Below are 10,833 nucleotides of genomic sequence, written 5' to 3'. Positions count from 1 at the left end.
AAGAATTCGGCGAGGGGGACGCGGCGGCGGCCCTTGAGCCCCGCGATGACTGCCACCGCATCCAGCGCGATCAGGGGAGGCGCCATGTCGGCGGAGGGTGCGGCGTTGCAGAGATTGCCGCCCACGGTGGCGAGGTTGCGCACCTGGACGGAGCCGACCAGTGCGCCGCTCTCCGCGATCGCCACGTAGCGCCCCGTCATCCGCTTGTCCAGCTCGAGCTCGCGCGCGGTCACCGCGGCGCCGACGTGAAGCTCTCCGCCGGAAACCGTGACTTGGCGCAGCTCGGCCACGCGCGAGAGGTCCACCACCCACGCGGGCTTGAGCAGTCCGTTCTTCATCTGGGGAAGGAGGTCGGTGCCGCCAGCCAGGAGCTTGGCGCCCGCGGGCTTGCCGGCGAGGGTCTTGAGACATTCGTCCACGCTTTCCGGCAAGGCAAGGTCGAATCGTCGCACGCGAGATCTCCGATGGATGAGGGTGAGAGGACTCGGGACGCCGCGCCTTGACGTTACTATGCCCGAGCGAGGGCCGTCAACGGCTTGCCGTCACCCGCACGCGCTGCGTGACCGTCTTCAGCGAGGGAAACTGCTCCTCGTGCCACGCGACGACGAAGTCGCCGTCGGGCAGCGCGGCGACGTCGGGCATGTACGCCTTGATCGCGCGGGAGAGCACCTGCACGGGGCCGAGCGTGCGGCCGCCGTCGGCGCTGGCCCGCAGGAGAATGCGCCGCCGCACCGCGGTCGCGTCCTCCCAGACGATCACGGCCGCGCCCGCGGGATTCACGGCCAGACGCACCTGATCGGGAATGGTGGCGGCGGAGCCGTTCACGCGCTGGGGTGTCCCGAACCGGCGGCCGGCGGGGGCGACCGCGAAGAGCATCGACGGCACACCTCTCGCGCCCTCGGTGTACCAGGCGGCGTATGCCGCGCCCTTGGCGTCGAAGGCGACCTCGCCGCCGCGGTGGGGACAGCCGGTGATCTTCCATCCGTCATCGTGCACGCGCTGGGGCGCCTCGAAGCTTCGGCCGCCGTCGCGCGAGATGCCGAGGACCATGTCGCGGACGTCGCCGGAGAAGACCTTGCGCCACAGCACCGCCGCCGTCTCGGGGCCCTCGCGGCTGTCGATCCACGCCATCACCACCGCGCCGTCGCCGATGACCGTCATCCCCTCGAACGAGTGCGAGATCGGGCGGTCGTCGTTCACGCGCACATGACCATCCCAGCTCCGCCCGCCGTCGCGCGACCGCGACAGGCGTAGGTCCGAGGCGAAGAGCACGCCGGGGGGCCGCGGCCGGTCGGAGGACCACGAGGCGTAGAGCACGCCGCCCGGCCCTGCGGCGAGACGCGGCGAATGGTGGAGGGCCTCCACCGAGAGACCCGCCGGGCGCTCGGGCTCGCGCGCCGGGCGTGGTCGATCGGGCTCGATCAGCTCGGCCTCGAGCGCCACCGGAGCCCTCGGCAAGACCCAGTGAGGGAGCAGTCCCGCCACCACGGCCACCAGGGCGAGGTGCAGCGCGCAGGATGCCGCCAGCGGCACCGCACGCGCCGGTCGAACGGATGCAGAGATCACGCGAGCCTTCTCCCCTTGATGTCCGGCGGAGCTGCTTCGGACGCCAGCGGCCACCAGGCCTACGGCCCGGAGCGGCGGCGCGGATTCGGAACGGCTAGGCGGGGAGGGCGGGCGGTGCGCGGCCCTGCTCAGGGCCGATGAGCTGGACGTGCGCGGTCGGCGCGGTGAGCATCAACTCGTGCGGCGACTGCGGGAGGCTCTCCGCGATCATCACCGCGGTAACCTCGGTGCCGCTGACGTGCTGGGAAGCCGCGGCCACTGCGCAATGCTCGCCGCGCGCTGGATCGGCCAGGTGATGCACGGAGTGAACCCCGCTCTCGAACGCGAACACCGCGAGCAGCAGGATCAGCGCGAGACCGAGCGCGCGGCGCGGGCGGCGGGCTCCCAGCGCGGCGAGGCCCGCGAGCAGGGCGAAGAGATGCCAGGGCGGGGCGACCGGTGTCGCGGCCGCCGTCCATGACAGCGCGGGCGACGCGAGCGCCGCCACCGACTCGGCGACCGGCGAGACGTCCTCGGCGGCCACAAGCCGCGAACTGAGATGCGCGGATGCGCTGGGAGGCAGCGCGACGGCGCCCAGCAGGGCGACGGCACACGCGACCGCAAGGATCCGGGGCCAGCGCATGACGCGCAGTCTCCCACAAGGAACCGGGCGGACTCAACGGCAGTTCCTCGCGTGGGCAACGAGCGTATGATTGGGGCCGTGATGCTCGCTCACCTGGCGAATCCCGCGGGTCTGCTCGCCACCGCGGCCGCCGGCGCGCACGGTGCGCATCATCACCGGCACGCCTCCCCGCTCCTGCTCATCCTGCTGCTCGGGCTTGGCGGGCTGGCGCTCGCATGGGCGCTCCGGCGCGACCGTCGCGTCGGGCCGGCCGCGCTGACGCTGGTGCTGAGCCTCGCAGGCGCCGAGGCCGCGTATCACGGCGTCCATCACCTGGGCGATCGCGACGCCGCCGAGAAGTGCGCCGTGTTCGCGGCCACTGCCCACGTCGACGGCCTGGCCGATGACCGCCCGGCGGTGCCCGCGCCCGCGGATGCGCTCGAAGTCGTCCCTTCGGGCCGCGCCACGGCCGCGCTCGCGCTCTCGCCTACCGGTCTGCACTCAGGCCGCGCGCCGCCCGCCTCCTCCACCTAGCCCGTTCGACGGATTCCAGAACCGGCTGCGCGGAACCCGCGCGCATGGCGCGGCGGGCCCTCCGCGTGTGGAGGACTCCATGCTGAAGCGACCGACGGCAATCGTGCTGTCTCTGGTCGGCCTCGTGCTCGGATCTTCGGCCCTGGCGATGGCCCACGGCCTCGCCGGCCAGCGCTTTTTTCCCGCGACCCTGGCCGTCGACGATCCGTTCGTGGCCGATGAACTGTCGTTCCTGACCGTCTCGCACCGCAAGATGCCCGGCAGCGAGGAGGGTCCGCCGACGCGGGAGACCGACCTCGCCGCAGAGTTCTCCAAGCGGCTGACCCCCAATTTCGGCGTGTCCTTCGGCGGCACGTACAAGATCCTTGATCCCGACGAGGGGCGCACGGTGACGGGCTTCGACAATATGGAGGTCTCGCTCAAGTACGTCTTCTTCAAGAGCGACGTGCGAGAGACGATTCTCTCGGCCGGCGTCTCCTGGGACGTGGGCGGCACCGGCCGCTCCAAGGTCGGCGCCGAGTCCTTCGACACCATCACGCCGCAGCTCTTCTTCGGCAAGGGCATGGGCGACCTGCCGGACGCCGTTCGCTTCCTCAAGCCCTTCGCGGTGACCGGCGTCGTGGGCCTCGCCATCCCCACCCGTGAGCACAACACCCACTACGTGCTCGACGACAACGGCAACGTGGAGGTGGAGCACGAGCCCAACCCCAACGTGCTCGAGTGGGGGCTCACGCTCCAGTACAGCCTCCAGTACCTGCAGTCGTACGTGCAGGACATCGGCCTGCCGCGGCCCTTCAGCCGGATGATCCCCATCGTCGAGATCGCGATGGAGACGCCCACCCAGGGCCGCGATGCCGGACGGACGACCGGCACCATCAACCCCGGCATCATCTGGTTCGGCCGCTACTACCAGATCGGCGTCGAGGCAGTGATCCCCGTCAACGAGCGCTCGGGCAAGAACGTCGGCGTGATCGCCCAGCTCCACTTCTACCTGGACGACATCCTGCCGAAGATCTTCACCTGGACGCCGTTCCACGGCGTGCTCGGCCCCACCCAGCCGTAGTGCCGATGCGACGCGCGACAATACTCCTGGCGCTGGCTGTGCTCGCCGCCGCGCCGGGGCTCGGGTGGGCGCATGCCTTCCCCGACCACTCGGAGCCGCGGGTGGGGCACACGCTCGACGCGCCGCCGCCCACTGTGCGGATCTGGTTCGACGGCGCCATCGAGCCCGTCTTCAGCGAGATCCGCGTGGAGGACAGCGGGCAGCGGCGCGTCGACAAGGGAGACAGCCGCGTGAACACCGCCGATCCCACGCTGCTCGAGGTGAGCTTGCCCGCGCTCGCCTCAGGACGCTACACGGTGATCTGGAGCGTCGTGGCGCGCGACGGGCACCGCACCGAGGGCCGCTTCCCTTTCAGGATCAAGTGACGTGCTTTCTGGAGTGATCCGCTGGGCCGGCCTTACGGCCTTCGCCGTGCTGGCCGGAGCGCTCGCGCTCGACCTCCTGCTGCTGCCGCGCGAGGACGCGCTGGACCCGGCGCGCCGGCGCCTGGCGCGCTGGATCGACGCGGCCGTCGCCGTGCTGTTCGTCACGAGCGCGGGCGAGCTCGTCGCCCGCGCCGGGGTGATGGCCGGCGCGCCGGCGGGCCGCGAGCTCGCGGCGGTGCTCTCCGCCATTCCCGCGGTGCTCGCCCACACCCACTTCGGCGCGGTCTGGATACTCCGGGGCGTCGCGCTGCTCGCGATCGCCGTCGTCCGCCGCCTGCGCTTCCGCGGCGCCGCCCTGCCGCTGGCGCTGCTCGTGGCCGCCACGACCACCCTGGCCGGCCATGCCGCGGATGATGGCGACTGGTCGGCCGCATCCGTGAACGACTGGGTACATGTGGTGGCGGGGGGCACGTGGACAGGCGGGCTGATGGCGCTCGCCCTCCTGCTGCACCGCGAGGCGCCCGGCTGGCGCCCCGGCACGCTCACCGCGGTGTGCCGACGCTTCTCTCGCCTCGCGGCCTGGTGCCTCGCCGCGGTGGTGGCGACGGGCGCGTGGAACGCGTGGACCCAGCTTCCCGACGCGGCCGCGCTGTGGACCACAGGCTACGGACGGGCGCTCTGCGTGAAGCTTGGGCTGGTGGTCCTGCTCGTGGCGTACGGCGCCGGCAATCGCTTCCTCGTCCTCCCGCGCCTGCGCGAGGACGAGGAAGCGGGCCCCGCCCGGCTCCGCCGCTACGTGGGCCGCGAGGCGTTGCTGGCGCTGGGCGTGTTCGCGGCGACCGCGGCGCTCACCGACTCGACGCCGCCGCGTCACGCCGGGCACACCGAGCACATGCAGGTCGACGAGGACGAGGCGGCGAAGCCGCCCGCCCGGATCAGCATGGAGGCGCTCCACGCCGCCGGCGGCGTGCCGGAGGGCTGGCGCTTCACGCCGCCCGCCGGCGATCCCACGAGGGGACGCGCGGTGTTCGCGCGCCTGCGCTGTTATCTCTGTCACCGCGTGGCGGGCGAGCGCTACCCCGCCCCCACGGGCCCCGGCCCCGACCTCACCGGCATGGGGCACCATCATCCGCCGGGATACCTGCTCGAGTCGGTGCTGAACCCAAACGCGGTGGTGGTCGAAGGGCGCGGCTACACCGACGCGCGCGGCCGCTCCGTCATGCCCGAGCTCACGCGTGACCTCACCGTCGAGGAGCTGGTCGACCTCGTCGCATATCTCAGGACGCTCTGATAGTCTCGCGGGGGTGAGCGCGCCCGTCTGCGTCTTCGATCTCGATCACACGCTCGTGGACTCGCCGCTGGACCTCCGCGCGGTGGGCCGCGAGATGGAAGCGCTCATCCGCGCCCGCGGGGTCCCCCTGCCCACGCGCGAGCTGCGCTGGTCGGGGGCGGAGCTGCTCGCGGTGGTGCGCCGCGAGGCGCCGACGCTCGAGACCGAGGTGATGGCCATCCCCGTCGCCCACGAGCGCCGCGCGATGGAGGCCGCCGTCCTCATCCCCCATGCCGTGGAGGCGGTGGCCGCCATGAAAGCACTGGGCTACGCGACCGCCATCTGGACCAACAACGACCGCGTGGTCGCGGACTTCGTGCTCGCGCGCTTCGGGCTCCTGCCCCACCTCGACCTCGTGGTGACGCGCGACGATGTGGTGCAGATCAAGCCCGATCCCGACGGCCTCCGCGTGGTCCGCGCGCGCTGGCCCGACGCATCCCGCATCGTCGTGATCGGCGACTCCTGGGTGGACGGCGCCGCCGCCCAGGCGGGCGGCGCGCCCTTCATCGCGTATCGCGCGGACCACGCGGAGCTCGCCCGCCGGGGCGTGACGGCCACCGCCTCGATCTGGTCCCTGCTCGACCTGCCCGCCGCCCTCGGCTAGCTCCCGGATCCGGTCTGGAGCTGGCCGGCCATGCCGAGCGCCTGGTGCAGCTTGCAGTGGAACGCGATCACGCCCGAGGCGGGGAACGTCACCGCGAGCTTCATCTTCGACCGGGGCGCCAGGTCACGGTCGATCCCCAGCTCCGGCACGGTCAGGTTGTGGAGCGTGCCCGACTCGTTCTCCACCTCGAGCGTCACCGTCTGGCCGGGCTTCCCCTTGAGAAACGTCGGCTTGAAGTAGTAGTCGTCGGCCTCGAGATGCACCTCGCGGCGTCCCGACACGTCGCGGCTGCCGTGATCCGCGTAGGCCACGTTGCCGATCATCACGGTCTTCGCGCCCGCGCGCGGCGCTGCGCCGGCCGCGGCGGCCGTGATCGCGCCCGGCTGCACCGCGATCTTGCGCGGCGCATGACCGGCGGCGATGGTCGCGGTCACCTTCCCGCTCGCGACGTCGATGACGGAGACGTCGTCGGATCCCTCGTTGGACACGAACACGGTGCGGCCATCCGTGCTCACGGTCGACCAGTGCGGCTGGGTCCCCACCTTCACGGTGCCGCTCACCGCGTCGTGGCTCGGGTCGAGGATCGCGAGCTCCCCCGGCGCCTGGCTGACCACGACGCCGCGCCGGCCGTCAGGCGTGAAGATGGCGAGATGAGGCGAGGCGCCCACCGGGATCTGCGCGACCACGCGGCCCGCCGTCACGTCCAGCACCTGCACGGCATCGACGCCACCGACGGTGAAGAAGACGCGCGCGCCGTCCGGACTCGCGTCGACCGCGCGCGGGGTCTTGTCCAGGGGAAGCCGCGCGATCTCGCGGCCGGCGGCGAGGTCAAGCGTCACCAACGCGGCCGCGCCCTCCTGCTGGGAGGCCACGTAGGCGCGGCGGCCGTCCGGGCTCAGCGCGGCGTTGTGCGGCCGGGCCACCGGGATGCGCATGGTGATCCGATCCGTAACGGTGTCTACCGCCACTTCCTCGTTGGCGCCGTAGACGGAGACGAGCACCGTGCGGCCGTCGCGGGCGATGGCGAGCCCGTGGGGATTCGGGCCGACCTCGATGCTGCGCGCGACCCGATCGGTCGCGGTGTCGATCACGCTGACCGTCGAGGCGCCGTCGCTGGACACGTACACCTTCCGGCCGTCCGGCGTGATCACGAGGCCGTGCGGCCCCTTGGGCACCGGGATCGTCGCCACCCGGCGTCCCTGCGCGGGATCGATCACCGCGACCGCGTCGTCCTTGAAGAGCCCGACGTACACCTTCGGCGCGGGCGCGGGCGCGGCCGCGGGCCCACTCGTCGCGCCGAGCCAGAGCCCGGTGCCCACCATCGCCAGCCACATCGTCAGACCTGCCAGCCATATCCTCATGTCGGTCCTCCTGGTAAAGCGTTGCTGTCGTCGTGAAGCCCCTTCATCGTCGCCAACGCGCGGGGCGCCACTCGGTTCCACGACGGACGCGGGACGGGGGGGAGGGAACCAATCGACGCCTCGCGCGTTGCGGGAGACGAAGGCTGACACGGGATCGCGCACCTTGACCGAAATGGCTATAGTGACAACATGGGGGAAGGGCGAACGAGCGGGCGCGCGGAAATCGCTGCACATGCGCTCGCATACGCCGACACCCTCTACAACCTCGCCCGCTACCTCACCGGCGGCGCGGCGGACGCCGAGGACCTCGTGCAGGAGACCTATGCCCGCGCCTTCGGGGCGGCTGACCAGTACACGCCGGGCACGAACCTCAAGGCCTGGCTGTTCCGCATCCTCCGGAACGCGTTCCTGTCGCAGTACCGCCGCCAGCGCGGCAGCCCCGTGGTGGGCACGATCGACACCGTCGATCCCCGCATGTCGGAGGCGCCGGCGACGGAATGGCTGCGCGACGACCTCGAGCTCGACCGGCTGCGTAAGGTCGTGGCGGGCGAGATCGAGCAGGCCTTGCTGACCCTGACGGAGGAAGGCCGCACCGTGATCCTCCTCGACCTCGAGGGCCTCTCGGAGCGCGAGATCGCGGACGTGATGGCCTGCGCGGTGGGCACGGTGAAGTCGCGGCTCTCACGCGCCCGCGCGGCGCTGCGCCAGCGGCTCCAGGACTATGCGCACTAGCCCGCCCATGGACTGCACCGCCGCGCGCCCGCTGCTCCTCGACTATCAGCGCGGCCGGCTCACCGGCCCGCTCCACGGCGAGGTGCACGCCCATCTGGACGGCTGCGCGGCCTGTGCGCGAGAGGAGCTGGCCGAGCGCGCGCTGACCGAGGCGCTGGAACGCCGGCTCCCGCAGCACGCCGCGCCCGCCGGGCTCAAGCGCCGGCTGGCCGCATCGCATCTTGCGTCGGCGCGGCCGACGGGGACGCGCCCGAGCCCATGGCGCCGCGCCTGGATCCCCGCGCTCGCGGCGGCCCTGCTCCTCGTGGTGGTGGCCCTGCCGCGTCTGGTGGAGCTGCCCGGGACGGGGCTCGGGCGCGAGGACCGTGTGGCGGCCGAGGCGGTGAACGATCACCTGCGCCTCCTCGAGCGCGGCGTGTCGGTGGCGAGCGGCGGGATCCATCAGGTCAAGCCGTGGTTCGCGGGCAAGCTCGACTTCGCCCCGGTCGTCGCGTTCGCGGGCGACGCCGAGTTCCCGCTCGAGGGCGGCGCCATCGAGTACTTCCTCGACCGCAAGGCGGCCGCCTTCGTGTACGGGCGCCGCCTCCACCACATCACGCTCTTCGTGGTGCGCGCGGAGGGGCTTCGCTGGCCTGCCGCTCCCGAGGCCGCGAGCCGGCGCGGGTTCAACACGCTCACGTGGCGGCAGGGCGAGCTGGGCTACGTCCTCGTCTCCGACGTCGACGCCCACGACCTGGCCGAGCTGGGTGCCCGGGTGGGGGCGGGCGGGGCGCCCGGGCGCACTCAGAATTAGCCTTGACGACGCGCTAGACTTAGCCTAGCCTTACTCTCGGACGCCGGGATACCGCCGAGGCCGGGCCTCCCGAGAGGAGCGGGCGCTGCTGTCAGTCATTCGCACGGACCACGGGACGGCCGCTCCGACTGCTCCATCACCGCCCGAAGACGCCGCCGCTCGCATCCTCCTCCAGCGCGCCCAGGGCGCCATCCAGAAGTGGCCGGAAGGCTTCCCCGGTTTCCGTGCCCGGCTTCTGGTGACGCTCGACGGCCGCGAGCGAGCGGGCTCTGCCCTGGTCGGCCCGCAGGGCGAGGTCGAGGTGGAAATCAGCGACGAGGCCGCGCGCGACTGGGCGAACGCCGTGCTCGCGGAGATCGCCGCCGAGCGGGTGCCCCGGTTCTTCAAGGACGGTGATGGCCGCTTCCCGATCGCCTTCGAGGCGCCGCTCGACGCGGCCGGCGGCGGCCCGGGTTCTCGCCTCGTCGTGCACCGCGGCGTCCACGGTCTCGCACCCATCCGCTATGAGCTGGACGAGCGCGCGCGCCTGCAGGCGTGCGAGCGCGTCGAGCGCGGCGAGCGGCGCGTGGAGACCTACGAGAGCTTCTGCCGTGCCACCCCCGGCCGGATCCTCCCCGCCCGGCGCTCCACCGTCGTCTACGACGCGCACGGTCTCGTCCGCACCGAGCTGGTGGAGGACACGCACCTGCGCGTGAGCCACACGTGGCTGCCCGCGACGCGCTAGATGCAGACGAGCCGGCTCGACACCACCGTCGTTCGCGAAGCGCGGTTCGACGCGCACACTCTCCTGTAGGTAGAATCCCTCCGGGCGCCCACGGGCGCCGGGGAGGCGACATGCAGGGAGATCCGCGCATCATCGATCTGCTGAATCAGGTCCTCCGCAAGGAGCTGACCGGAATCAACCAGTACTTCATCCACTCGCGGATGTGCAAGAACTGGGGCTATGCCATTCTCGCCAAGCACGGGTACGACGAGTCCATCGACGAGATGAAGCACGCCGACACGATCATCGAGCGCGTCCTCTTCCTCGACGGGGTGCCCAACCTCTCCGACTACGACCCCATCCTGATCGGCGCCGACGTGCGTCAGCAGTTCGCCAACGACCTGAGCCTGGAGATGGCCGCCCTCCAGGTCCTGCGCCCGGGCGTGCAGCTCTGCCTCGAGGTGGGCGATCACGCCTCCCGCGAGCTCCTCGAGCGCAGCTAGCCGCCGCTTGCCGGATCCTGCCCGTGGGGCGAGACTGTGTCCCAGTCTCGATCAACTCCAGGGAGGATCTATGCGCGGACTCCGGATCGGCGTGGTGTCGGGCGGTCTGGCCGGCCTCGCGGTCGCCGTCATGCTGCTGGGCGTGGGCTTCCGCTTGGGCTGGGGGGTGGCGCTCGCCCAGCACGTCCACTCACATACGCAGGCACACCCCGCCGCGCCCGCCTGGCTCATGGCGCTCAAGCCGGAGGCGCGCATGCCCGCCGTCCAGCGTCAGCTTCGCGGCTTCGAGACCACCATGGCCGAGGTCGCCTACCGCTACGGCGAGCTCTACTTCGGCGCGACCGAGGGCAACTGGGAGTACGCCGGCCACATGGCGATGACGCTCGAGCAGGCGCTGCGCCTCGGGCTCGAGCGCGAGCCCGCCCGGCGCGCCAGTGCCGAGAATCTCTTCCTCAAGACCGCGTGGCCGCCCATGCTCGACGCCATCGGCAAGAAGGATCCCGCCCTCTTCAAGGAGCGCTTCGAGACGCTCCGCGCCGCCTGCACCTCCTGCCATGCCGCCGAGCAGCATGCGTTCATTCGCATCGGGCTGCCCTCGGTGAAGCGGAACCCCGTCCAGTAGCCGCGCCCATGGACGATCTCTTCGACACGCCGCCCGCCAAGGCCGCGAGGCGCGCG

Annotated in this window: 14 protein-coding genes; 10 read left to right on the top strand and 4 right to left on the bottom strand. The window is 72.0% G+C overall.

Annotated features, from left to right (window positions below; genetic code table 11):
• From VFX14_16880 to VFX14_16870, 3 genes are all read right to left on the bottom strand, one after another.
• Window positions 1-452, bottom strand: a 452-nt coding sequence (locus VFX14_16880) for an FAD binding domain-containing protein (GenBank protein ID HEU5191361.1), incomplete at its 3' end; no start/stop codon positions are given.
• Window positions 453-528: 76 nt separating this feature from the next.
• Window positions 529-1,566 carry a hypothetical protein gene (locus tag VFX14_16875; GenBank protein HEU5191360.1) on the bottom strand — a complete coding sequence of 346 codons (1,038 nt, stop codon included), beginning with the start codon at window positions 1,564-1,566 and terminating at the stop codon, window positions 529-531.
• A gap of 94 nt (window positions 1,567-1,660) precedes the next feature.
• Window positions 1,661-2,188, bottom strand: coding sequence for a hypothetical protein (locus VFX14_16870; GenBank protein HEU5191359.1), 528 nt, complete (start codon window positions 2,186-2,188; stop codon window positions 1,661-1,663).
• Window positions 2,189-2,266: 78 nt separating this feature from the next.
• On the opposite strand from VFX14_16870, the gene VFX14_16865 reads away from it, so the two are divergent.
• The 5 genes from VFX14_16865 (at window position 2,267) to VFX14_16845 (ending at window position 6,063) form a co-directional block, all read left to right on the top strand.
• Window positions 2,267-2,701: a hypothetical protein gene (locus VFX14_16865; GenBank protein ID HEU5191358.1), complete on the top strand. Its 435-nt coding sequence runs from the start codon at window positions 2,267-2,269 to the stop codon at window positions 2,699-2,701.
• Window positions 2,702-2,780: 79 nt separating this feature from the next.
• On the top strand, window positions 2,781-3,764 hold the full coding sequence (locus VFX14_16860) for a hypothetical protein (protein HEU5191357.1): 984 nt from the start codon (window positions 2,781-2,783) through the stop codon (window positions 3,762-3,764).
• 5 nt (window positions 3,765-3,769) lie between these two features.
• On the top strand, window positions 3,770-4,129 hold the full coding sequence (locus VFX14_16855; GenBank protein HEU5191356.1) for a copper resistance CopC family protein: 360 nt from the start codon (window positions 3,770-3,772) through the stop codon (window positions 4,127-4,129).
• 1 nt (window position 4,130) lies between these two features.
• Window positions 4,131-5,420 (top strand): CopD family protein, encoded by a 1,290-nt coding sequence (locus tag VFX14_16850; GenBank protein HEU5191355.1) that lies wholly within the window; start codon window positions 4,131-4,133, stop codon window positions 5,418-5,420.
• 13 nt (window positions 5,421-5,433) lie between these two features.
• The gene (locus VFX14_16845) at window positions 5,434-6,063 is read left to right on the top strand and encodes an HAD-IA family hydrolase (protein HEU5191354.1); all 630 of its coding nucleotides are present in this window, start codon (window positions 5,434-5,436) and stop codon (window positions 6,061-6,063) included.
• Here VFX14_16845 and VFX14_16840 read toward each other — a convergent pair.
• Window positions 6,060-7,424, bottom strand: a complete 1,365-nt coding sequence (locus VFX14_16840; GenBank protein HEU5191353.1) for a cytochrome D1 domain-containing protein — start codon at window positions 7,422-7,424, stop codon at window positions 6,060-6,062. The genes VFX14_16845 and VFX14_16840 overlap by 4 nt on opposite strands.
• A 189-nt stretch (window positions 7,425-7,613) precedes the next feature.
• Here VFX14_16840 and VFX14_16835 point away from each other — a divergent pair, with 189 nt between their 5' ends.
• From VFX14_16835 to VFX14_16815, 5 genes are all read left to right on the top strand, one after another.
• Window positions 7,614-8,156 carry a sigma-70 family RNA polymerase sigma factor gene (locus VFX14_16835; GenBank protein ID HEU5191352.1) on the top strand — a complete coding sequence of 181 codons (543 nt, stop codon included), beginning with the start codon at window positions 7,614-7,616 and terminating at the stop codon, window positions 8,154-8,156.
• 7 nt (window positions 8,157-8,163) lie between these two features.
• The gene (locus VFX14_16830; protein HEU5191351.1) at window positions 8,164-8,949 is read left to right on the top strand and encodes a zf-HC2 domain-containing protein; all 786 of its coding nucleotides are present in this window, start codon (window positions 8,164-8,166) and stop codon (window positions 8,947-8,949) included.
• 85 nt (window positions 8,950-9,034) lie between these two features.
• Window positions 9,035-9,673, top strand: coding sequence for a DUF3386 family protein (locus VFX14_16825; protein ID HEU5191350.1), 639 nt, complete (start codon window positions 9,035-9,037; stop codon window positions 9,671-9,673).
• Window positions 9,674-9,783: 110 nt separating this feature from the next.
• Window positions 9,784-10,155: a bacterioferritin gene (gene bfr, locus VFX14_16820; GenBank protein ID HEU5191349.1), complete on the top strand. Its 372-nt coding sequence runs from the start codon at window positions 9,784-9,786 to the stop codon at window positions 10,153-10,155.
• Window positions 10,156-10,225: 70 nt separating this feature from the next.
• Window positions 10,226-10,777 (top strand): hypothetical protein, encoded by a 552-nt coding sequence (locus tag VFX14_16815; GenBank protein HEU5191348.1) that lies wholly within the window; start codon window positions 10,226-10,228, stop codon window positions 10,775-10,777.
• Window positions 10,778-10,833 lie beyond the last annotated feature (56 nt).

The organism is Candidatus Methylomirabilota bacterium, assembly GCA_035764725.1.
Taxonomy (GTDB): Bacteria; Methylomirabilota; Methylomirabilia; order Rokubacteriales; family CSP1-6; genus DASRWT01.
This window is presented reverse-complemented; position numbering and strand designations above follow the sequence as displayed.

Bases quoted from the DNA above. Each gene is read 5' to 3' on its own strand.
- VFX14_16870 (HEU5191359.1), bottom strand. From the start codon at position 2,188: ATGCGCTGGCCCCGGATCCTTGCGGTCGCGTGTGCCGTCGCCCTGCTG.
- VFX14_16860 (HEU5191357.1), top strand. From the start codon at position 2,781: ATGCTGAAGCGACCGACGGCAATCGTGCTGTCTCTGGTCGGCCTCGTG.
- VFX14_16855 (HEU5191356.1), top strand. From the start codon at position 3,770: ATGCGACGCGCGACAATACTCCTGGCGCTGGCTGTGCTCGCCGCCGCG.
- VFX14_16840 (HEU5191353.1), bottom strand. From the start codon at position 7,424: ATGAGGATATGGCTGGCAGGTCTGACGATGTGGCTGGCGATGGTGGGC.
- VFX14_16835 (HEU5191352.1), top strand. From the start codon at position 7,614: ATGGGGGAAGGGCGAACGAGCGGGCGCGCGGAAATCGCTGCACATGCG.
- VFX14_16830 (HEU5191351.1), top strand. From the start codon at position 8,164: ATGGACTGCACCGCCGCGCGCCCGCTGCTCCTCGACTATCAGCGCGGC.
- bfr (HEU5191349.1), top strand. From the start codon at position 9,784: ATGCAGGGAGATCCGCGCATCATCGATCTGCTGAATCAGGTCCTCCGC.
- VFX14_16815 (HEU5191348.1), top strand. From the start codon at position 10,226: ATGCGCGGACTCCGGATCGGCGTGGTGTCGGGCGGTCTGGCCGGCCTC.